The organism is Neoroseomonas marina (assembly GCF_012927745.1).
GTDB classification, from domain to species: domain Bacteria; phylum Pseudomonadota; class Alphaproteobacteria; order Acetobacterales; family Acetobacteraceae; genus Neoroseomonas; species Neoroseomonas marina.
Genome location: NZ_JABBKX010000007.1, coordinates 29,532 through 50,585 on the forward strand (window position 1 = coordinate 29,532; position 21,054 = coordinate 50,585).

At 71.6% G+C, this 21,054-nt stretch carries 23 protein-coding genes; 14 read left to right on the forward strand and 9 right to left on the reverse strand.

Annotation, left to right across the window (positions count from 1 at the left end; translation table 11 throughout):
• Nucleotides 1-9: 9 nt before the first annotated feature.
• The 7 genes from GWK16_RS18155 (at nucleotide 10) to ctrA (ending at nucleotide 6,783) form a co-directional block, all read left to right on the forward strand.
• Entirely contained in the window at nucleotides 10-456 is a 447-nt protein-coding gene (locus GWK16_RS18155; protein WP_170055396.1) for a 3-hydroxyacyl-ACP dehydratase FabZ family protein, read from the forward strand.
• Nucleotides 453-1,634, forward strand: a complete 1,182-nt coding sequence (locus tag GWK16_RS18160; protein ID WP_170055397.1) for a beta-ketoacyl-ACP synthase — start codon at nucleotides 453-455, stop codon at nucleotides 1,632-1,634. Before GWK16_RS18155 ends, GWK16_RS18160 begins: the two co-directional genes overlap by 4 nt.
• The gene (locus tag GWK16_RS18165; RefSeq protein ID WP_170055398.1) at nucleotides 1,631-2,896 is read left to right on the forward strand and encodes a beta-ketoacyl synthase N-terminal-like domain-containing protein; all 1,266 of its coding nucleotides are present in this window, start codon (nucleotides 1,631-1,633) and stop codon (nucleotides 2,894-2,896) included. The genes GWK16_RS18160 and GWK16_RS18165 overlap by 4 nt, the downstream gene beginning before the upstream one ends.
• Before the next feature lie 155 nt (nucleotides 2,897-3,051).
• On the forward strand, nucleotides 3,052-4,074 hold the full coding sequence (locus tag GWK16_RS18170) for a zinc-binding dehydrogenase (protein WP_170055399.1): 1,023 nt from the start codon (nucleotides 3,052-3,054) through the stop codon (nucleotides 4,072-4,074).
• The gene (locus GWK16_RS18175) at nucleotides 4,061-4,969 is read left to right on the forward strand and encodes a lipid A biosynthesis lauroyl acyltransferase (RefSeq protein WP_170055400.1); all 909 of its coding nucleotides are present in this window, start codon (nucleotides 4,061-4,063) and stop codon (nucleotides 4,967-4,969) included. Before GWK16_RS18170 ends, GWK16_RS18175 begins: the two co-directional genes overlap by 14 nt.
• A 33-nt stretch (nucleotides 4,970-5,002) precedes the next feature.
• Nucleotides 5,003-5,899, forward strand: a complete 897-nt coding sequence (locus GWK16_RS18180) for an alpha/beta fold hydrolase (protein WP_170055401.1) — start codon at nucleotides 5,003-5,005, stop codon at nucleotides 5,897-5,899.
• 137 nt (nucleotides 5,900-6,036) lie between these two features.
• Nucleotides 6,037-6,783, forward strand: a complete 747-nt coding sequence (gene ctrA, locus GWK16_RS18185; protein WP_170055402.1) for a response regulator transcription factor CtrA — start codon at nucleotides 6,037-6,039, stop codon at nucleotides 6,781-6,783.
• A gap of 67 nt (nucleotides 6,784-6,850) precedes the next feature.
• Here ctrA and GWK16_RS18190 read toward each other — a convergent pair whose 3' ends face one another.
• The 6 genes from GWK16_RS18190 to GWK16_RS18215 form a co-directional block, all read right to left on the reverse strand.
• Nucleotides 6,851-7,678, reverse strand: coding sequence for a CheR family methyltransferase (locus GWK16_RS18190; RefSeq protein ID WP_170055403.1), 828 nt, complete (start codon nucleotides 7,676-7,678; stop codon nucleotides 6,851-6,853).
• The gene (gene cheB / locus GWK16_RS18195) at nucleotides 7,675-8,751 is read right to left on the reverse strand and encodes a chemotaxis-specific protein-glutamate methyltransferase CheB (RefSeq protein WP_338144508.1); all 1,077 of its coding nucleotides are present in this window, start codon (nucleotides 8,749-8,751) and stop codon (nucleotides 7,675-7,677) included. The genes GWK16_RS18190 and cheB overlap by 4 nt, the downstream gene beginning before the upstream one ends.
• Nucleotides 8,748-9,131 carry a response regulator gene (locus GWK16_RS18200; protein WP_170055404.1) on the reverse strand — a complete coding sequence of 128 codons (384 nt, stop codon included), beginning with the start codon at nucleotides 9,129-9,131 and terminating at the stop codon, nucleotides 8,748-8,750. The genes cheB and GWK16_RS18200 overlap by 4 nt, the downstream gene beginning before the upstream one ends.
• Before the next feature lie 11 nt (nucleotides 9,132-9,142).
• Nucleotides 9,143-9,628 carry a chemotaxis protein CheW gene (locus GWK16_RS18205; protein WP_170055405.1) on the reverse strand — a complete coding sequence of 162 codons (486 nt, stop codon included), beginning with the start codon at nucleotides 9,626-9,628 and terminating at the stop codon, nucleotides 9,143-9,145.
• A 13-nt stretch (nucleotides 9,629-9,641) separates the two neighbouring features.
• Nucleotides 9,642-12,137, reverse strand: coding sequence for a hybrid sensor histidine kinase/response regulator (locus tag GWK16_RS18210; protein WP_170055406.1), 2,496 nt, complete (start codon nucleotides 12,135-12,137; stop codon nucleotides 9,642-9,644).
• Between the two features lie 164 nt (nucleotides 12,138-12,301).
• The gene (locus tag GWK16_RS18215) at nucleotides 12,302-12,925 is read right to left on the reverse strand and encodes a histidine phosphotransferase family protein (protein ID WP_170055407.1); all 624 of its coding nucleotides are present in this window, start codon (nucleotides 12,923-12,925) and stop codon (nucleotides 12,302-12,304) included.
• Nucleotides 12,926-13,024: 99 nt separating this feature from the next.
• Between GWK16_RS18215 and GWK16_RS25340 the strand changes: the two genes are divergently transcribed.
• The 7 genes from GWK16_RS25340 (at nucleotide 13,025) to GWK16_RS18250 (ending at nucleotide 18,295) form a co-directional block, all read left to right on the forward strand.
• A complete protein-coding gene (locus tag GWK16_RS25340; protein WP_248291485.1) occupies nucleotides 13,025-13,180 on the forward strand; it encodes a DUF3553 domain-containing protein in 156 nt (51 codons plus the stop codon).
• The gene (locus tag GWK16_RS18225; protein WP_170055371.1) at nucleotides 13,177-13,932 is read left to right on the forward strand and encodes a sulfite exporter TauE/SafE family protein; all 756 of its coding nucleotides are present in this window, start codon (nucleotides 13,177-13,179) and stop codon (nucleotides 13,930-13,932) included. The genes GWK16_RS25340 and GWK16_RS18225 overlap by 4 nt, the downstream gene beginning before the upstream one ends.
• 65 nt (nucleotides 13,933-13,997) lie before the next feature.
• The gene (moaA, locus tag GWK16_RS18230) at nucleotides 13,998-15,020 is read left to right on the forward strand and encodes a GTP 3',8-cyclase MoaA (protein WP_170055409.1); all 1,023 of its coding nucleotides are present in this window, start codon (nucleotides 13,998-14,000) and stop codon (nucleotides 15,018-15,020) included.
• On the forward strand, nucleotides 15,013-15,411 hold the full coding sequence (locus tag GWK16_RS18235) for a hypothetical protein (RefSeq protein ID WP_170055410.1): 399 nt from the start codon (nucleotides 15,013-15,015) through the stop codon (nucleotides 15,409-15,411). The genes moaA and GWK16_RS18235 overlap by 8 nt, the downstream gene beginning before the upstream one ends.
• Before the next feature lie 66 nt (nucleotides 15,412-15,477).
• Complete coding sequence (locus tag GWK16_RS18240) at nucleotides 15,478-16,332, forward strand: carbon-nitrogen hydrolase family protein (protein WP_170055411.1); 855 nt, start codon at nucleotides 15,478-15,480, stop codon at nucleotides 16,330-16,332.
• Nucleotides 16,329-17,099, forward strand: a complete 771-nt coding sequence (locus GWK16_RS18245) for an NAD kinase (RefSeq protein ID WP_170055412.1) — start codon at nucleotides 16,329-16,331, stop codon at nucleotides 17,097-17,099. The genes GWK16_RS18240 and GWK16_RS18245 overlap by 4 nt, the downstream gene beginning before the upstream one ends.
• Nucleotides 17,096-18,295 carry an MFS transporter gene (locus tag GWK16_RS18250; RefSeq protein WP_170055413.1) on the forward strand — a complete coding sequence of 400 codons (1,200 nt, stop codon included), beginning with the start codon at nucleotides 17,096-17,098 and terminating at the stop codon, nucleotides 18,293-18,295. The genes GWK16_RS18245 and GWK16_RS18250 overlap by 4 nt, the downstream gene beginning before the upstream one ends.
• On the opposite strand, the gene GWK16_RS18255 is transcribed toward GWK16_RS18250, so the two are convergent.
• The 3 genes from GWK16_RS18255 to GWK16_RS18265 are packed head-to-tail and all read right to left on the reverse strand — an operon-like array spanning nucleotide 18,265 to nucleotide 21,052.
• Nucleotides 18,265-19,032 (reverse strand): FkbM family methyltransferase, encoded by a 768-nt coding sequence (locus GWK16_RS18255; RefSeq protein WP_170055414.1) that lies wholly within the window; start codon nucleotides 19,030-19,032, stop codon nucleotides 18,265-18,267. The genes GWK16_RS18250 and GWK16_RS18255 overlap by 31 nt on opposite strands.
• Nucleotides 19,029-20,057 (reverse strand): ABC transporter ATP-binding protein, encoded by a 1,029-nt coding sequence (locus GWK16_RS18260; protein WP_248291475.1) that lies wholly within the window; start codon nucleotides 20,055-20,057, stop codon nucleotides 19,029-19,031. The genes GWK16_RS18255 and GWK16_RS18260 overlap by 4 nt, the downstream gene beginning before the upstream one ends.
• Before the next feature lie 8 nt (nucleotides 20,058-20,065).
• Complete coding sequence (locus tag GWK16_RS18265; RefSeq protein WP_170055416.1) at nucleotides 20,066-21,052, reverse strand: ABC transporter ATP-binding protein; 987 nt, start codon at nucleotides 21,050-21,052, stop codon at nucleotides 20,066-20,068.
• Nucleotides 21,053-21,054: the final 2 nt, after the last annotated feature.

The window sequence follows — 21,054 nt, forward strand, 5'->3', positions numbered from 1 at the left end:
GCGACCCGCGTGCGCCTCGAATACTTCCAGATGATCGACAGGGTGGCCTCGCTCGACGGCGAGGCCATCGTCGTCGAGAGCACCATCCCCGACGCCTCCCCGGTCTTCGAGGGCCATTTCCCCGGCTATCCGCTCATGCCCGGCGTGCTGCTGGTCGAGACGATGGCCCAGGCCTCCGGCTGGCTGCTGCTGAAGCTGATGAACTTCGAGCGCATGCCCTTCCTGATGGGGGTGAAGGAGGCCAAGTTCCGCTCCTTCGTCGGCCCCTCGACGCCCGTGACCGTGCACGCGAAGCGCATCCATGACGGGTCGGGCTATGCCGTGACCCAGGCGCGCATCGAGGCGAACGGCAAGCGCATCTGCGACGCGGAACTGACGCTGCGCATCATGGATTTTCCCGCCCCCGAGCTCGCGGCCGCGATGCGCGGGCGCGGGCAGGAGCTCGGCCTCGCATGACCCGCAAGGATGTCGTCATCACCGGGATCGGCCTCGTCTCGTCGCTCGGCGAGGGCCCGGACACGCATTGGGAGGTGCTGTCGAAGCCCGGCGCCGCGCCGGTCCTCGACGAGGCGGCCTTCGCCCCCTACGCGGTCCATCCGCTGCCGGCGCTGAACCTCGACACGCAGATCCCGAAGAAGGGCGACCAGCGTCAGATGGAGCCGTGGCAGCGCCTCGGCACCTATGCCGCCGGGCTTGCCATCGACCAGGCGGGCGCGCGCGGGCTGGTCTCCGACATGCACCTGATCGTCGCGGCGGGGGGCGGCGAGCGCGACATCGCGGTGGATGAGGCGGTGGCGACGGCGCTCTGCACCACGCCGCCGGCGGAAGCCGGCCCGATCCTGAACGAGAAGCTCGGGACCGAGCTGCGGCCGACGCTGTTCCTCGCGCAGCTGTCGAACCTGCTCGCGGGCAATATCTCGATCGTCCATGGCGTCACCGGCTCCTCCCGCACCTTCATGGGCGAGGAGCAGGCGGCGGCCGATGCGGTGCGCATCGCCGCGGCGCGGCTCGCCGAAGGGCGCGGCGGCATCGCGCTGGTTGGCGGGGCCTATGTCTCCCAGCGCTGGGACCTGGTGCTGCTCTATGGCGCCGGGGGCGCCTGCTGGCGCGGCCCCTTCGCCCCCGTTTCCGCCCGCACGGGTGCGGGCGGCTTCGTCGGCGGGGCGCTCGGCGCCTTCCTGGTGCTCGAGACGGCGGAACATGCCGCGGCGCGCGGAGCGACGCCGCTGGCACGCCTCGCGGGCGTGGCCTGCGATGCGACCCACCGGCGCGCCGGCGGGGCTTCGGCCGCGGCGGCCAAGGCGCTGCATGCGAAGCTCGGCGCGCCCGCGGGCGCTGGCCTCGGCGTGATCTCCGGCATGACCGGCGTCGCGGAAGCCCGGGCCGAGGAGGACGCCTTCCTCGCGAGCCTCGGCAGCGCGGCGGTCCGGCGCACCGGCTCGCTGATCGGCCATGGGGTGGAAGCCACCTTCCCCGCCAATGTCGCGCTCGGCGCGCTGGCGCTGTCGCGCGGCGGCTTCTACCCGGCGATGGACCCGGCGGATGCCGGGGACGGCCCGGTCGAGCGCATCCTCGTCACCGGCTTCGGCCAGTGGCGCGGCGAGGCCCTCGCTTTGCTGGAGCGCGCGGCATGAAGGACCATCTCGGGCGGCCGCTCGTCGCCGTCACCGGCATCGGCATCGTCACCCCGCTGGCCTGGGGCCGCGAGGCGAACTGGTCGGCGGTGAAGGCCGGCACCTCCGGCATCTCCCGCATCCGCCGCTTCCCGGTCGACAAGCTGCGCACGACCATCGCCGGCACCGTCGAACTGCCGGAGGAAACCGCCGGCGGGGAGATCGTCTCCTCCCCCGTGAGGGTGGAGCGCATGGCCGCCGCGGCGGTCGAGGAAGCCCTGGCCCAGGCCGCGCTCGGCGCCGAAGGCGCTTTCCCCGGCCCGCTCATGGTCGGCATGCCGCCGGTCGAATACGAATGGCCGCAGCGCTTCGACCTGGCGCGGCGGGCCAATGGCAACGGGTCCTATCGCGCGGCGATCGAGGTCGCGACGGGCCGCGAGGATCTCTACGAGACCTTCCTGTTCGGCGGCGTCGGCGAGCGGCTCGCGGCGCGCTTCGGCACCACCGGCGCGCCGATCGCGCTGACCACGGCCTGCGCCACCGGCGCCTCGGCCATCCAGATGGCGGTGGAATCGATCCAGCGCGGCGAGTCCGATGCCGCCATCGCGCTCGGCGCCGATGGCTCGGTGCAGCCGGAGGCGGTGATCCGCTTCTCCCTGCTCTCCGCCCTGACGGCGCGGAACGAGGAGCCGACCAAGGCCTCCCGCCCCTTCGAGAAGACGCGCGACGGCTTCGTGATGAGCGAGGGCGCCGCCGCGCTGGTGCTCGAGAGCCTCGAGCACGCGACGAAGCGCGGGGCGACGGTGCTCGGCATCCTCTCGGGCTGCGGGGAACGGGCGGACAATTTCCACCGCACGCGGTCGAACCCGGATGGCTCGGCGATCATCCGGGCCATGCGCAACGCGATCGACGATGCCGGACTGCAGCCTGGCGACATCGGCTACGTCAACGCGCACGGCACCGGCACGCCGGAGAACGACAAGATGGAGACGCTGGGCATGCGCGCCGTGTTCGGCGATGCGCCGCCGCCGATCTCCTCCAACAAGTCGATGATCGGCCACACGCTGTCGGCCGCCGGCGCGATCGAGGCGGCGTTCAGCCTGCTGACGATCCGCGACCAGGTGTTGCCGCCGACGATCAACCACAACGAGCCCGATCCGGCGATCACGCTCGACGTGGTGCCGAACGTGGCGCGCGAGGTGTCCGGGCTGCGCCACGTGCTGTCGAACTCCTTCGGGTTCGGCGGGCAGAATGTGTGCCTCGTGGTGAGCGCGGCGCCTTGACGTGAAGACGGGGGAGGAGAACCTCCCCCGAACCCCCTCCCTTCTTTGGTTCCTTGGTGCCGGCCGATGTGGTCAGGCTCCCAATGACAAAGAAGGTTGAGGGGGGTTCGGGGGGAGAAGTTCCCTTCTCCCCCCGAGTTCAGGAGAGTTCCCACATGCGTGCCCTTCGCCTGCATGCCGACCGCGACCTGCGCCTCGAGGAGGTGCCGCCCCCGCCGCCGCCCGGCCCGGGCGAGGTGACGCTGCGCATCCACGCCGTCGCGCTCAACCACATCGACGTCTGGGGCTTCCGCGGCATGGCCTTCGCGAAGCGCGAACTGCCGCTGATCGTGGGCGCCGAGGCGGTGGGCGAGGTCGTCGCCATCGGCCCCGGCGTCACGGACTGGAAGGTCGGCGACCGCGCCGCGCCCTATGGCGCGCTGACCTGCGGCACGTGCCGCCGCTGCATGAAGGGCGAGGACAACCTCTGCGAGAACGTGCGCGGCGTGAAGGGCTTCCACGTCGACGGCTTCGCCTGCGAACTGGTGAACCAGGAGGCGCGGCTGCTGGTGCGCGTGCCCGCGGGGATCTCGTGGGAGGATGCCTCCTGCGGGACGATCACCTTCTCGACCGTCGAGCACATGCTGTTCGACAACGCCAGGCTGGAACCGGGCGAGACGATCCTGGTGCATGCGGCCGGGTCGGGCATCGGCACGGTGGCGGTGAAGATCGCCAAGGACATGGGCTGCACCGTCATCGCGACCGCCGGCGACGACGAGAAATGCGCCAAGGCGAAGGCGCTCGGCGCCGACCACGTGGTGAACTACTCGACGCAGAACTTCCCGACGGTCGCGCGCCGCGCCACGGGCAAGGTCGGCGTGGACGTGGTGTTCGAGCATGTCGGCGCTGCGACCTGGGCGGGTTCGCTGCTGTCGCTGCGCATGGGCGGACGGCTGGTCACCTGCGGGTCCACCTCCGGCGTGTCGGCCGAGACGAACCTGATGATGCTGTTCCAGCGCCAGCTGCGGATCTTCGGGTCCTTCGGCGCCTCGATGCGCAATATCGCCGACGGCTACGCGAAGATGGCGCGCGGCATCCTGCCGGTGCTCGACACGGTGCTGCCGATCGAACGCTTCACGGAAGGGCTCGACCGGCTGGAAAGCCGCCGCGTCTTCGGGAAGATCGTTGTTACGCTTTAAGTACCGCCTCTGGCTCTTCGCGGACCGGCTGTTCGGGCTTCTGATCCGGGCGGTCTTCGCGCTGCTGCGCCTGCTCGGGCCCGATCGCGGGCCGCGCATCGGGGCGTTCCTCGCGCGGCACCTCGGCCCGTTGACCGGCGCGAACCGCATCGCCCGGGAGAACATCGCCGCCGCCTTCCCCGAGAAGACCGAGGCCGAGCGCGCGGCGATCCTGGCGGAAGCGTGGGACAATCTCGGCCGTGTCGCCTGCGAATACGTCCATATGGACCGGATCTGGGATTTCGACCTGGACCACCCGATGGACGGGCGCATCACCGCGACGCCCGAGACGATCGCGCTCTACAACCGGCTGCGCGACGACGGGAAGCCGGCGATCGTCTTCTCGGCGCATCTGGCGAACTGGGAACTGCCGGCGATCGCCGCGGCGAAGCACGGCATCGACAGCGCGGTGCTGTACCGCACGCCGAACAGCCCGGCGGTGGCGAAGGAAATCCTGCGCCTGCGCCGCGACAGCATGGGCACGCTGGTCGCGGCCGGCATGTCCGCGCCGTTCAAGCTCGCCAAGGCGCTCGAGCGCGGGCAGCACATAGGGATGCTGGTGGACCAGCGCTTCGGTCGCGGCCCGAAGGTGACCTTCTTCGGGCGCACGGCGGCGGCCAACCCGCTGCTGGCGCAGCTGGCGCGCCGCTTCGACTGCCCGGTGCATGGCGCGCGCGCCATCCGCCTGCCTGACGGCCGCTTCCGGCTCGACCTGACCGAGGAGATCCCGATGCCGCGGGATGCCGAAGGCCAGATCGATGTCGACGCCGCGACCCAGGCGATGAACGCGGTGATCGAGGGCTGGGTGCGCGAATACCCCGGCCAATGGCTCTGGATGCATCGCCGCTGGCGGTAGAGGATCGACCCTTCGCTGACAGGAGGGCCGTTCATGACTCACATCATGGTCACCGCCGGGGTGCTGGACGTTGCGGTGGAACTGCACGGGCCCGCCGATGGTCCGGCCGCGATCCTGCTGCATGGCTTCCCCGACGACGTCCGGACGTGGGACGGCGTCGCCCCGGCGCTGGCGGCGCAAGGGCTGCGCGTCGTCGTGCCCTATCTGCGCGGCTATGGCCCGACGCGCTACCGCGACCCGTCCACGCCGCGATCGGGGCAGCAGGCCGCGCTCGGGGCGGATCTGCTGGCGCTGATGGATGCGCTGGGGATCGGGCAGGCGGCGCTCGCGGGCTATGATTGGGGCGGGCGGGCGGCCTGCATCGTCGCGGCGCTGTGGCCGGAGCGGGTGCGCGGCCTGGTCTCGGCCACCGGCTACAACATCCAGGACATCGCAGGATCGGCGCGGCCGGCGTCCCCCGAGGCCGAAGCGCGCTACTGGTACCAGTGGTACCTGCACACCGAACGCGGCGTGGCTGCGCTGGAACAGGACCGCGCGGCCTTCTGCCGGCTGCTGTGGCGGATGTGGTCGCCGACCTACCCGCTGACCGATGCCGAATACGCCCGCACCGCCGCCAGCTTCGACAATCCCGACTTCGTCGCGACGGTCGTGCAGTCGTACCGGCATCGGCACCGCGCGGCCGCCGGCGATCCCGCCGTCCAGCACATCGAGGACCGCCTCGCGGCGCTGCCGCCCATCACCGTGCCGAGTGTGGTGCTGCACGGAGCCGAGGACGGGGTGGACCCGCCAGCCAACAGCGAGGGGAGCGCCCGCCGTTTCACCGGCCCCTTCCGGCGCGAGGTGGTACCAGGCGTGGGTCATTTCATGCCGCGCGAGGCCCCACAACCCTGGATTGCATCGATCGCAGAACTGACCTTAACCCCTCCATGACAGAAACGTCTCGTTAATCGGGATTTTTCGCAAATTACGCTCAATCTGCCATTCTTGATGCGAACATTTGGTGAAAATCCGCTTGAATGTGCACGCACAGGTGGTATGTTTCGCCCATAGAGTGAGAGGGCACCAAAATGCGCGTCTTATTAGTTGAGGATGATCTCACAACTGCGCGTGGCATCTCGCTGATGCTGAAGCAGTCTTCGATGATCGTGGACACGGCGGACACCGGCGAAGAGGCCGTGGAACTCGCCCGCCTCTACGACTACGACATCGTCATCCTCGACCTGATGCTGCCCGACATCGACGGATCCGAGGTGGTGCGCCGCCTGCGCGCCGCGCGCATCGAGACGCCGGTGCTGATCCTGTCGGGCGTGTCCCGCCCGCAGACCAAGGTGAAGGTCTTCGGCATGGGCGCCGACGACTTCATCACCAAGCCCTTCGACCAGCAGGAACTGGTCGCCCGCATCCAGGCCATCGTCCGCCGCGCCAAGGGCTTCAGCCAGCCGACGCTGTCGGTCGGGCCGCTGAACCTCAACCTTGGATCGCGGGAGGTGACGGTCGCCGGCCGCACCGTCCACCTGACCGGCAAGGAATACGCGATCCTCGAACTGCTGGCGCTCCGCAAGGGCGTGGTGATGACGAAGGAGGCGTTCCTCAACCACCTCTACGGCGGCATCGACGAACCCGAGGTGAAGATCATCGACGTCTTCATCTGCAAGCTGCGCAAGAAGCTGGCCCAGGCGGGCGCGACGGACCTGATCGGCACGGTGTGGGGCCGGGGCTATGTGTTGCGGGATCCGGCGTCCGGCCGCGGGTCCGCCTGGCAGCCGGCCGGTGCCGGCGCCCCGGCGCCCGCCGCCGACATGCGCGCCGCCTGACGCGATCCGGCCAGGGGCGGCGGCCGCGCCGCCCCGGCGCGCGCGATTCACGGGAAACATGCGGTGCTCAGTCGGCCTTGGCGGCCGAGCGCGCCGGTTCGTAGGCGCCGCGTTCCCCGGCCGCGGGCATCAGGCGGTCGGTCAGGCCGAGCACCGTCTCCGCCCCGCCGAGGTAGACCACCCCATCCGCCGCCACCATGCCGGCGAGCATGCCCAGCACGCGCGACTTGGTCGGCGCGTCGAAGTAGATCAGCACGTTGCGGCAGAAGATGACGTCGAAGCGGCCGAGGCCGCGCGCGTCGTCCAGCAGGTTGAACGCCTGCCAGCGCACCATGGCGCGCAGCTCGGCGCTGACGCGCCAGCGCGAGCCCTCCTGGCGGAAGTGCTTCACCAGCATCTGCACCGGCAGGCCGCGCTGCACCTCGAACTGGCTGAAGAGGCCGTCCTGCGCGCGGTCGAGCATCTCCCGCGACAGGTCGGTGCCGAGGATCTCGACCCGCCGCCCGCCCAGCGCCGCGCCGAGCTCGGCCGCGACCATGGCGACGGAATAGGCCTCCTGCCCCGAGGAACAGGCCGCCGACCAGATGCGCAGCGGCTGCCCCGGCGGCCGGGCGGCGGCGAGGCGCGGCAGCAGGCGCTTCAGATGCTCGAAGGGCTTGCCGTCGCGGAAGAAGGAGCTCTCGTTGGTGGTCAGCGCCTCGACCAGCTCGGCGGTCAGGGCTTCGGCGCGCGGGGCGCGCAGGCGCAGCGCCAGCGCATCGAGGCCGGGAAGCCCCTCCCGGCGCAGCAGCGGACCGAGCCGCGTCTCGAGCATGTAGCCCTTGTCCGCTGTCAGCACGATGCCGGACCGCGCCTTCACCAGCCCGGCGAGGAAAGCGAAGCTGTCGGGCGTCATGCGACGGCCCTGTCGGCCGTGAGCGCGGCGATGCGCTCGGCCAGCGCCTCGGGCGGGGCAAGCAGCGCCGCGAGCCCCGCCCGCGCGACCGCGCCGGGCATCCCCCAGACGACCGAACTCGCCTCGTCCTGCGCCAGCACCGTGCCGCCGGCGGCAGCGACCGCGCGGCAGCCCTCGAGCCCGTCATGGCCCATGCCGGTGAGAATGACGGCAAGCACCTTGCCCCCCGCCGCGCGCGCCGCGCTGCGCAGCATCGGATCGACGGCGGGGCGGCAGAAATTCTCGGGCGCGTCGCTGGTCAGCCGCGCGGCGAAGCCGCCGGTCGTCGCATCAACCAGCAAATGGCGGTCGCCGGGGGCGAGGTGGATGCGGCCGGCGGACAGGGTCTCGCCCTCCAGCGCCTCCGCGCAGCGCAGCGCGCCGAGCCGGTCGAGATGCTCCGCCAGCATGGTCGTGAAGCCCGCAGGCATGTGCTGCACGACCACCACCGGCACCGGCAGGCGCGGCAGCCGCTGCACCAGCGCCGCCAGGGCCTGCGGCCCGCCGGTCGAACACCCGATCGCGACCAGCGACGGCCGCCCCTTCGCTGCCACCGGCGCAGCGCGCGGCAGGGCCGGACGCGGCGGCGGGGCGCCGGCCTGGCGCTTCATCCGCGCCCAGCCGCGCACCTTGGCGATCAGTTCCGCGCGGAAGGCCGGATCCGCCGCACCGCCCGCCGCTCCCTGGGGCTTCGGCACGTAGTCCGCGGCACCAGCGGCCAGCGCGGCGATCGCCGCCTTCGCCCCGCGCTGCGTCAGCGCGCTCGCGACGATCACCGCGGCCTGCGGCGCCGCCTTCAGGATCAGCGGCAGCGCCGTCATGCCGTCCATCACCGGCATCTCGAGGTCGAGCAGCACCACGTCCGGCTTCACCGCCGCGACCGCCGCCACCGCCGCGCGCCCATCCGCCGCGCGATGCACCACGCGGATGCCCGCTTCGGATTCCAGCAGCCGCGCGAGGATGCTGCGCGCCGTCGCGCTGTCGTCGCACAGCATCACCCGCACCTCCTCCGCCGCAGATGGCGAAGGGATCACGCCGCGTCCTCCAGCAGCCCGGCCTGGGTGAACTTGTCGCGGATGATCTCGGCGTCGAAGGGCTTCATCACGTATTCCTGCGCGCCGGCCTCCAGCGCCTCGACGATGCGGGCGAATTCGGATTCCGTGGTGCAGAGCACGATGCGCGGATGCTCCGCGCCGAATTCCGCGCGCGCGGCGCGCAGGAAGCTGATGCCGTCCATCACCGGCATGTTCCAGTCGAGCAGCACCCCGTCGGGCAGGCGCGCGCGGCAGGAGTCCAGCGCCTCCTGCCCGTCCTTCGCCTCCGTCACGGCGAAGCCGAGCCCTTCGATGATGCGGCGCGCGGCCTTGCGCACCACCAGGCTGTCATCCACCACCAGGCAGGTTCGCTGCGTCATCGCCGTCCCCTTCAGCCGATCGCCAGGACGCGCTCGACTTCGAGCGCGATGAGCAGGCGGTCCTCCTGCCGGTGCACCCCGCGCGAGACCTCCCGCCACAGCGGGTCGAGCGTCGGCGGGTTGGGTTCGAAGCGGGCGGCGGGCAGCGGGATCACCTCCCCCACCTCATCCACCAGCAGGGAGTAGAGCTCGCCGCCCTGATCGACGACGACGCTCATCGCCACCGCCCCGGGCGGGCGCGCCGGCAGGCCGAGGCGCAGCCGCAGGTCGACCGCGGTGACGATCCGCCCGCGCAGGTTCAGCGACCCGGCGACCTCCGGCGGCGCCAGCGGAATGCGCGTGATCGCCTGCGGCCCCAGCACGTCGCGCACCAGCAGCACCGGCACGGCGCAGCCCTGGCCGGCGACGGTCAGGGTCAGGAAGACCTGCTCGCCGGCCTCGGCGCGGCCGCCCATCGCCGGGGTTGCCCCGGCCGGCGGCATGCCCATTCCATCCATCGCCGTCCTCCCCTCAGGCCGCGACCGGCGCGGCGAGGCAGTCGCGCAGCGATTGCAGCAGCGCGTCGCGGTCGTACTTGCCGACATAATCGGTGAAGCCGGCATCCCGCCCGCGCGCGATGTCGGCCGGATCGGTGCGGGAGGAGAGCGCGATCAGCGGCACCGCCGACCAGGGCCCGCCGGCGCGCAGCGCCTCGGCGAAGGCGATGCCGTCCATCTCCGGCATCTCGATGTCCGAGATCACCGCGTCGAAGGGCACGCCTTCCTCGCGCAGCCGGAGCGCGATGGCGGGGTTCTCCACCGCGGCGACGTCGTAGCCCGCGGCGGCGAGGCCCGGCACGACCAGGTGGCGGAAGAAGGCGCTGTCCTCGACCAGCAGCACGCGCGGGCGCGCGGCCCCCGTCGCGGCGGGGCGCGGTGTGCGGAACCAGTCCTCCCCGGCCTGGGCGAGCCAATGCGCGGTGTCGATCACCTCCGTCACCCGGCCCGCCACCACGGCGCTGCCGATGAAACCCGGCCGGCCGGAGCCGGGCTGGATCACGAGCCGTTCGTCGATGACATCGAGAATCTCCTCGACCATCAGGCCCATGGCGCGGTCGTTCTCGGTGAAGACCAGCACTGCCTGGCGCGCCGCGGCGTCCGGGCGCGTCCAGCCGGGCGCGACCGAGACCAGCGGCATCAGCCCGCCGCGGTACTGCACCACCGGCGTCGTGCCCGACATCTCGATGCGCTCGGCGGGAATGTCCTCGAGCCGCGCGACGAGGCCGAGGGGCACCGCCTTCGGCGCCCCCTCCCCCGCGCGGAACAGCAGCAGGGAGGTGCTGCGGTCCGAGCGCAACCCCGCCGCCGGCGTCGCGCGCCGGTCCTCGGCACCCCCGGCATCGAGCCCGACCCCCGCCGCGCGCCCGATCCCGTTGGGGTCGAGGATCATGATGACGCTGCCGTCGCCGAGGATGGTGTTGCCGCTGAACATCGTCACGTGCCGCAGGATCGGCGCGACCGGCTTCACCACGATCTCCTCGGTGTCGAAGACGCGGTCGAGGATGATGCCGAAGGCCTGCCCACCCACCTGCATCACCGCGACGAAGCCTTCGGTCGCCGCATCGCCCGGGGGCACGAGGCGCAGCAGCCCGGCGAGCGAGACCAGCGGCAGCAGCCGGTCGCGCAGGCGCAGCACCGGCGTGTCCTTGATGCGCTCGATGCGCGGCGCGCCGTCCTGGCCGCCACCGACCCGGACCAGTTCCACCACGCCGATCTGCGGCAGGGCGAAGCGTTCGCCCCCGGCCTCGACGATCAGGGCCGAGACGATGGCGAGGGTCAGCGGGATCTTGATGGTGAAGGTCGCCCCGCGCCCTTCCTTCGAGGCGAGCTCGACCGTGCCGCCGATCTTCTCGATGTTGGTCTTGACCACGTCCATGCCGACGCCGCGCCCCGAGACCGAGGTCACCTGCTGCGCCGTCGAGAAGCCCGGGGCGAAGATGAAGCGCAGGATCTCGCGTTCGCTCATCTGCGCGAGCTCCGCCTCGGTCGCGAGGCCGTTGGCCAGCGCCTTGGCGCGGATCCGATCGACCGGCAGGCCGCGCCCGTCGTCGCCGATCTCGATGATGATGTGCCCGCCCTCGTGATAGGCGTTGAGCGTGATCCGCCCGGTCTCGGGCTTGCCGGCGGCGCGGCGCTCGGCCGGGGTCTCGAGGCCGTGGTCGCCGGAATTGCGCACCATATGCGTCAGCGGGTCGCGGATCAGTTCCAGCACCTGCCGATCCAGTTCCGTCTGCGCGCCCCGCATGTCGAGGTCGATCTTCTTGCCGAGTTCATGCCCGAGGTCGCGCACCAGCCGCGGCAGCTTCGCCCAGGCATTGCCGATCGGCTGCATGCGCGTCTTCATCACCCCTTCCTGGAGGTCGGAGGTGATGTGCGACAGTCGCTGCAGCGGCACCGCGAAGGCATCGGACTGATGCACGCGCGCGAGCTGCAGCAGCTGGTTGCGCGTCAGCACGAGCTCGCTGACGAGGGTCATCAGGTCCTCGAGCACCTCGACCGAGACGCGGATGGTCTGCGCGGCGAGGGCGCCGCCCTGCTCCGGGGCGGGATCGGCCGCGGCCTCGGCGGGCAGGGCTGCGGCGGCCTCGACCTGCCCCTCGGCCGCGGCGTTCAGCGCGGCGATGAGCGGCGCGTCCTCCCCCGCCGGCTCCGCGCCGGTGGCCTCGAGGCCGGCCACGATCTCCTTCACCCGGTCGAGCGCGGAGAGGATCAGCGTGATCCCCCCGGCCGTGACCGGCAGCGTCCCGTCCCGGTAGCGCCCGAGCACGTTCTCCGCCGCATGGGCCACGGCCTCGAGGCGCGACAGGCCGAGGAAGCCGCAGGTCCCCTTGATGGTGTGGACCAGGCGGAACACCTCGGACAGCGTGGGCTGGTCGTCGGGCGTGCGTTCCAGCCGCACCAGCGCGGAATCGAGCGCCGTCAGCCCCTCATGCGTTTCCGTCAGGAAGTCGGCCAGCAGGTCGTCCATCGCATCCCATGCCCCGTGCGGACAGGCAGGATCGCGGGGCGGGGCCGAAGATTCCGTAAAGCGGGCCGGTCAGGATCGGCTCCGGAAGGCGCCCCGCGGCGCATCCCCCCGCCACCCGCTCGACGGCTGCGGAGGGGAGCTGGCGCGGAACCGCCTGCGGGCACTCAGCCCGGCAGGGTCAGCATCAGCGGCCCCGCCGCCATGCCCGCCGGCATGGCGAGGCCAAGCTGCACCCCCGCCGCCGCGGCGACCGAGGCGAGCCAGAGCGGCAGCACGTCCCGCCCCGTCGGCTCGGCGGCGAGCCGGCGCCCGGCCACCACCTGCAGCAGCGGCACCGGCCAGGCCGCGCGCGGCCCGTCCGGCAGCACGAACATCTCCCGTCCCGGATCCCCCGCGAGGCGGACCGCACCGCCGCGCGGCAGCGCCTCCCCGCCCAGCACCAGCGCCGTCAGCAGCACGGGCACCATCGGTTCCGGCACCTGATGCGCGGGGTCGAGCCCCTTGGCATCGGCCGTGGCCCGTCCGCCGGCCAACTGGCCCTCGACCAGGCCGAGCAGGGTGCCGAGCGTCGCCTCGCCCTGCCCGCCCAGCAGCGCACGCCAGAGCAGCAGGCGCTTGCGCAGCACCGTCGCCGCTTCAAGCGCGAGCGCGGCCGCCTCGTCCCCCGCGGTGTCCATCATCTCGAGCGCATTGCCGACCGTGCCGGCCACGCCGCCCAGGTCGTGGCACAGGCGCAGCCCGACCAGCCGCGCGAGATGCGGCTCGAAGGTCGGCTCATCGGCAGGCATCGGTACTGGCATCCCTTGCGTCATGGGCGGAGACGGTATCCTCTGGGGTGCTTCCGCGACATTAGCATCAGGCCCGTGACCGCGATCATCGAACCAGGCATGCGCGTCCGCCACCCGGATCGTCCCGAATGGGGGACCGGCCAGGTGCAGTCGGTGGTGGGGGAACGCATCACCGTCAATTTCGAGCACGCCGGCAAGGTGCTGATCAACGCCGCCGTGGTGCTACTCGACATCGAGGACGAGGCGCGGCGTTGACCGAACTGCTCGACCGGGCCTGGCCGGTCCTCGCGGACTGGCGCCTGCCCGCCGCGGTGATCGCGACGATCGTGGCCGGGCTGATGCGCGGATATTCCGGCTTCGGCACGGCGGTGATCCTCGCCCCGGTCTATTCCCTGCTCTGGGGGCCGCGCGCCGGCGTGCCGGTGATGCTGCTGATGGAACTGCTCGTCTCGCTGCAGCTGGTCCCCTCGGCGCTGAAGGACGCCGACCGGCGGGTGGTGCTGCCGCTCGGCGGCGCCGCGGCGCTGGCGACGCCGCTCGGCGCCTGGATCCTGCTGACCGCCGATGGCGACACGCTGCGCCGCTTCATCGGCGGCTTCGTGCTGGTGTTCGGGCTGCTGCTGATGTCGGGCTGGCGCTACCACGGGTCCCGGCCGCTGCCGCTCAACCTCGCGGTCGGGACGCTGGCGGGGCTGCTCAAGGGCTCGACGGGGATGAGCGGGCCGCCGGTCATCCTCTACCTCCTCGCCGGACTCGAGGAAGCGAAGCGCCATCGGGCGAACCTGATCCTGTTCTTCGCGACGATCGCGGTCGTCTCGGTCATTCCGCCCCTGATCGGCGGGCTGATCGACCTGGCGGTGCTGGTGCGCCTCGCCATCGTGCTGCCGGTCATGGCCATTTCGGTGCCGATCGGAGCGCGGCTGTTCCACGTCATCCCCGAGCGGCTCTACCGGCCCTTCGCCATGGGCGTCCTGCTGGTCGCCGGGGCGCTTGCGCTGTTCGGCTGAAGGGCGGCCCCCGGAACGCCGAATGGGGCTTGCGGGCGGCGCCCCTCAGGCCCCAAATCCCGGCCATGCAGGCCTCCTCCTCCGCCGCGGCCCCGCTCACCGACCCCTTCGGCCGCACCGTCTCCTACCTCCGCGTGTCGGTGACGGACCGCTGCGACCTCCGCTGCGTCTACTGCATGGCGGAGGACATGACCTTCCTGCCCAAGAAGGACATCCTCACGCTCGAGGAGATCGACCGGCTCTGCGGCGCCTTCATCGCGCTCGGCACCGACAAGATCCGCCTCACGGGCGGGGAGCCGCTGGTGCGCAAGGGGGTGATGACGCTGGTGCAGACGCTGGGCGCGCGGATCGGCGCGGGCGGGCTGCGCGAGCTGACCGTCACCACCAACGGCACGCAGCTCACGAAGATGGCGGGCGAGCTGTACGCGGCGGGCGTGCGGCGCATCAACGTCTCCATGGACACGCTCGACCCCGCGACCTTCGCCGCGGTGACGCGCTGGGGGAAGCTCGAGCAGACGATGGACGGCATCTTCGCCGCCAAGGCCGCCGGCCTCGCGGTGAAGATCAACGCGGTCGCGCTGAAGGGCGTGAACGAGGACGAGTTCGACCGCATGGTCGCCTGGTGCGGCGAGCACGGCTTCGACCTCTGCCTGATCGAGACCATGCCGATGGGCGAGATCGGCGAAGACCGCACCGACCAGTACCTGCCGCTGTCGCTGGTGCGGTCGCGGCTGCGCCAGTCCTGGACGCTCGAGGAGAGCGACTACCGCACCGGCGGGCCGGCCCGCTACGTGACGGTGAAGGAGACGGGGCGGCGCATCGGCTTCATCACGCCGATGACCCACAATTTCTGCGAATCGTGCAATCGCGTGCGGCTGACCTGCACGGGCACGCTCTACATGTGCCTCGGCCAGGACGACGCGGCCGAGTTCCGCAGCCTGCTGCGCGACCCGTCGGTGGACGAGGCCGGGCTGGCGCAAGCCATCCGGGATGCAATCGCGCGCAAGCCGAAGGGACATGACTTCGTGATCGATCGTCGCCGCAACCGCCCTGCCGTGGCGCGCCACATGAGCCTCACCGGTGGCTGACCGGCTCCAGGACCTCGCCGGCATGCTGGCCATCCCGGGCCTGCCGGCCTGGGTCGGCTTCGTCCTGTTGCTGGCGATCGTCGTCTCGGCCCTGTCGCTGCTGGCGATGCCGTATTCGGTGTTCGGCGTGAAGTCGCGGCTCGAGGCGATCGAGGCGGAGATCACCGACCTGCGCACGGAAATCCGCGCCCTGGTCCGCCAGCCGTCGACCGCCGTGCCGGCCCGCGCAACCGAGGAGGACTGGGTGGGCCCGCCCTCGCGCGCCACGGCGCGCCGGGTGGAGGAACCCCGCATCACCCCGCCGGTACCGCCGCCGCCCGCGCGCGTCGAGCGCCGCGGCCGCGCCGAGCCGCGGCTGGACTGGCCGCGCGAGGACGCCTCGGGCAACTGACCATGGCCCCTTGCCGCCGCCCGCGCGCGGCGGCTTGATGGCGCGGTTCGGCGAAGGAAGCGGCGGATGCGCGTCAGCGTGATCCAGATGAACCAGGGCAGCGACAAGGCGGCCAACCTCGACCAGGCGCGCCGCCTGATCGAATCCGCCATCGCCGCCGACCGTCCGGGCCTCGTGACCCTGCCCGAGACCTGGACCAACCTCGGCGGCGGACGCGAAAGCCGCCGCGCCGCGGCCGAGATCCTGCCCGAACCCGGCGGCACGGGCGGGGCGGCCTACGAGTTGCTGCGCGGCCTCGCGCGCGCGCACGGCATCACCGTCCATGGCGGCTCGATCATCGAGGATGGCGGGGAAAAGCTGTTCAACACCACGCTCGTCTTTGGCCCGGACGGGGCCGAGATCGCGCGCTACCGCAAGATCCACCTGTTCGACATCACCGCGCCGGACGGCACCGGCTACAAGGAAAGCGCGCTGTATGGCGGGGGCAGCGACCTCGCCTTCTTCGAGGCCGGCGGGATCCGCTTCGCCTGCACCATCTGCTACGACGTGCGCTTCCCGGAGCTGTACCAGGAGCTGCGCCGCCGCGGGGCGGAGGCGATCCTGGTGCCGTCCAACTTCACGCTGCAGACCGGCAAGGACCATTGGGAAGCGCTGCTGCGCGCGCGCGCCATCGACACCCAGTGCTGGATCCTCGCCGCCGCCTCCTACGGCACCTACGAGGAACGTGGCGCGGTGCGCAGCGTCTACGGCCATTCGCTGGTGGCCGATCCCTGGGGCCATGTCGTCGCGAAGTGCAGCGACGGCATCGGCTGGGCCACGGCGCGCATCGACACGGCGACGACGCAGCGCGTGCGCGCCGGCATGCCGCTCGAGGAACACCGCGACGCGGCCCGTGCGTGGCGCGCGAAGGCCGCATCGTGAGCGAGGCCCCGCGGCTCGCCATCCTCGCCGCGCAGAACGAGACCGCCCGCGCCGCGCAGGATGCGCTCGCCGCCCGCTACGGCGCGGCACCGCCGGAGAAGGCCGATGTCATCGTCGCCCTCGGCGGCGACGGCTTCATGCTCGAGACGCTGCATCGCTTCCTCGGCCGCGGCATCCCGGTCTACGGCATGAACCGCGGGTCGGTCGGCTTCCTGATGAACGACTACCGGGAAGAGGACCTGCCGGAGCGCATCGCGGCCGCCCAGGCCGCCACCCTGCACCCCTTGCGCATGCGCGCCCTGTCGAACGGCGGCGAGCCGGTCGAGGCGCTGGCGATCAACGAGGTCTCCCTGCTGCGCGAAAGCCGCCAGGCGGCGAAGATCCGCATCATCATCGACGGCAAGGAACGCCTGGCCGAGCTGATCTGCGACGGCATCCTGGTCAGCACGCCGGCGGGCAGCACAGCCTACAACCTGTCGGCGCACGGGCCGATCGTGCCGCTGGATGCAAGCCTGCTGCCGCTGACGCCGATCTCGGCCTTCCGCCCGCGGCGCTGGCGCGGCGCCCTGCTGCCGGCCAGTGCCGAGGTGGTGTTCGAGATCCTCGAGCGCGACAAGCGCCCGGTCGCAGCGGTCGCCGACTACACGGAAGTCCGCGACGTCGCCCGCGTCGAGGTGCGCGAGGCGCGCGACGTGTCCCTGACGCTGCTGTTCGACCCCGACCACGGCCTGTCGGAACGGATCATCGCGGAGCAGTTCACGGTGTGAGCGGCCGCGGCATTCCGGACCGGACCCTGCTGTGGGGAACGGCGGCGACGCAGCTGATCGGCTGGGGAACGCTCTACACTCCCTTCCCCCTGACCGTGGCGCCGATCGAGGCGGAACTCGGCTGGTCGCGGGTCCTGCTCAACGCCGCCTATACCTGCGGGCTGCTCGCCGCCGGCCTCGGCGCCATTCCGGCGGGGCAGTGGCTCGACCGGCACGGGCCGCGGGCGATGATGCCCCTCGGCGCCTTCGGGGCGTCCGGCCTGCTGGTGGCCATGAGCCTGGTGCAGCACCCGCTCGCCTACTTCGCCTTGTGGATCCTGATCGGCGCGGCGCAGGCGATGTGCCTGTGGGGGACCGCCATGGCGGTGGTGGTGGCGGAGGCGCGTGAGCCCACCCGCACCATCACGGCGATCACCTTCCTCACCGGTTTCACCGCCACCATCTTCCTGCCGCTGACCGACTGGCTCATCGGCACGTTCGGCTGGCGCGGCGCGCTGCAGGTCCTGGCGGCGATGCAGTTCGTCGCGGCGGCGATGACATGGGCGATGCTGCGCGAAGCCCGTGCGCCGGCCCGCGCTGCGGCGATGACGGCCGGACCGAGCCTCTGGGCACGGCTGCGGCAGCCGGCCTTCGCGGGGCTGGCGCTCTGCTTCGCCGCGCATGCCTTCATCGGCACGGGGCTCGGCGCGCACCTGATCCCCCTGCTGCGCGAACGCGGCTGGCCGGAGAGCATGGTGCTGCTGCTCGCCGCCGCACATGGTCCGGCGCAGGTCGCCGCGCGGGGCGTGCTGTTCGTGCTCGGGCGGCGCGTGACGATGCGCGGCGTGGGGCGCCTGGCGACTGGGTTGCTGCCGATCGCGATGCTCGCCCTGGCCGCAGGGCCGTCGAGCCTGCCGCTGACGCTGGTCTTCGTCGGATCCTTCGCGGTGGCGGACGGGTTGCTGACCATCGTGCGGTCCGCGGGTGCGGCCGAGATCCTGGGGCGCGAGGGCTTCGGCGCGATCAACGGCGCGCTGTCGGCGGTCGCCATGCTGCCGCGCACCTTCGCGCCCTTCGCCCTGGCACTGGTCTGGGAAGGCGCCGGCGGTTACGGGCCGGTGCCGTGGATCCTGGTGGGGGTCGCGCTGATGGCGGCGGGGAGCTTCCTGGTCGCCGCCACGGCGCGTCAGCCCGCGCCGCCCGGCGCGGCGACGTAAAGGAAATCGGTCGGCCCCAGGGCGCGCTGACGCACATAGCCGAGCGCCTGCAGGGCGGCATCCCCCGTCTCGACCTCCCCGCGACCGGCGCGGAGTTCGATCCAGACGAGCGGCCGCAGTCGCTGCAACGTCGCCCGTGCGCCTTCGAGCACCGCGACGTGGCTCCCCTCGACATCGATCTTGAGCAGATCGCAGCGCTGCAGGTCGAGCGCGTCGATCGTCGTCACGTCGTAGCCGGCATCCTTGCCAAGGTCGAAGGCCGAGGCTCCGAGATTGCCGTGCATGAAATGCGTCAGGGCGGCGCGGCCTTCACGCGCGCCGAGGGCGGCGTTGATGCAGCGCACCTGGTGCAGGTTGTTGAGTTCGACGTTGCGCTTGAGGATGGGGAAGACCGTCCGCAGCGGCTCGAAGGCCACGATCTCCGACGCACCGCAGATGAGGCCGAAGAACAGCGTGTGGTTGCCGATGTTCGCCCCGGCATCGATCACCACCGGGCGCGGCGGCAACAGGCGCCGGATCTCGGAGAGCATGTGCGCTTCGAAGAAGGTGCCGCTGGTCAGGATGCTCCGCTGGATCAGGTCGGTCACGGCCGAGGGCAGATACATGCTGACCGGCGTGTCGTAGGCCGCGAACTCGAGAATGCGGTCCGGACCCAGCGCCTGGAACAACGTCGCGGTCCGCAACGCTTCCATCCGCGTCGCGAGATGGCCCAGCGCCGTCGTGATGTCCTGGCTCATGCCGCGTCGTTCAGGTGGCAGGCGCTGCGCTGTCCCGGCGCGACCTCCTTCAGGATCGGGCGTTCGACGCGGCAGCGTTCCATCGCGTGCGGGCAGCGCGGATGGAAGTGGCAGCCCTGTGGCGGGTTCAGCGGCGAGGGGATCTCTCCCTTCACCACGGAGAAGGCCCGCTTGCGGCTTTCGATCCGCGGCACGGCGTCCAGCAGCGACCTGGTATAGGGGTGATTGGGCTGCGCGAAGACGGTCTCGCTCGGCGCTTCCTCGACGACGCGGCCGAGATACATGATCACGACGCGGTCGCTGATGTGCTCCACCACGCCAAGGTCGTGGCTGATGAAGAGGTAGGTGAGGTCGAGCTCCGTGCGGAGCTTGATGAACAGGTTCAGGATCTGCGCCTGGATCGACACGTCGAGCGCGGCGACCGCCTCGTCGCAGACGATGAAGTCGGGCTTCACCGCGAGCGCGCGCGCGATGCCGATGCGCTGGCGCTGCCCGCCCGAGAACTGGTGCGGGTAGCGACGCTTGAAGGCAGGGTCGAGGCCCGCGCGCCGCATCTGCTCATCGACATAGGCGTCGTAGCCGGCGCGGCTGACGATGCCGTGGACCAGCGGCGCCTCGCCGACGATGTCCGCAACGCGCATGCGCGGGTTCAGCGAGGCATAGGGGTCCTGGAAGATCATCTGCGTGCGCAGCTTCATCTCCCGCGCGGCGGCGGCGTCGAGGGAACGGATGTCCACGCCGTTGCGCTGGATCGTGCCGCCGGACGGCGGCAGGATTCCCGCGACCATGCGGCCGAGGGTCGACTTGCCGCAGCCGGATTCGCCGACGAGGCCCACGACCTCGCCCTTGCGGATGGTGAGGTCGACGCCATCCACCGCGTGGACGACCTCTTCCTTCACCGGGGCACCGAGGCGCCTGGCGATGCGCCCGGCGAGATCGAGCTTCTTCTCGAAGCGGCGCGCGATGTCGCGCAGTTCCATCATCGGCGCGCCGGCGTCGATGGCGCGGATCGGGGGAGCAGTCATGGCGGCGCTCATGCGGCCTGCTCCGCGGCTTCGGTCATGGGACGGAAGCAGCGGACCTGTCGGCCGGGCAGGGTCTCACGGATCTCGGGCTCGGCGAGGCAGGCCTCGGCCGCGCGCGGGCAGCGCGAACGGAAGGCGCAGCCCGGCGGCAGGCTGAGCAGGGAGGGCGTCATGCCGGGGATCTGGCGCAGCGGCTCGCCACGCTTGTTGCGCGACGGCACGCTGCCGATCAGCCCGGCGGTGTAGGGATGCAGCGGACGGTCCAGCACGTCCGAGACGGCGCCGTGCTCCACCACGCGCCCGGCGTACATCACCGCGATGTCGTCCGCGAGGCCCGCGACGACCGAAAGATCATGCGTGATCCAGATCAGCGATGTACCGGTGGTCTGCGCCAGCTTCTGCACCTCGGCCAGGATCTGCCCCTGGATCGTCACGTCGAGCGCGGTGGTCGGTTCGTCCGCGACGATCAGGTCCGGTTCGTGCAGCAGCGCGATGGCGATGGCGACGCGCTGTCGCATGCCGCCCGAGAACTGATGCGGATAGGATTTCAGCCGCTCATCCGGCGACGGGATGCCCACCATGCCGAGCGTGTCGCGGGCGCGCTGGCGGGCTTCCTCGTGGCTGACCTTCTTGTGGGCCAGCACCGTCTCGATCATCTGCGTGTCGATGCGCAGGACCGGATTCAGCGTCATCATCGGGTCCTGGAAGATCATCGCGATGCGGTTGCCCCGCAGGCCGCGCATCTCCGCCTCGGTCGCCGTCGCGAGGTCCCGGCCCTGGAACAGGATCTGACCGCCGACGATCCGCCCGGGCGGGTCGACCAGGCCGATGATGGAAAAGCCGGTGACGGTCTTGCCCGAACCGGATTCGCCCACCAGGCCGAGCACCTTGCCGCGTTCGACGGTGAAGGACACGTCGTCGACGGCCTTGACCACGCCCGCGCGGGTGAAGAAGTGGGTCCGCAGGTTGCGGACCTCGAGGGTCGGTGCGGCCATCG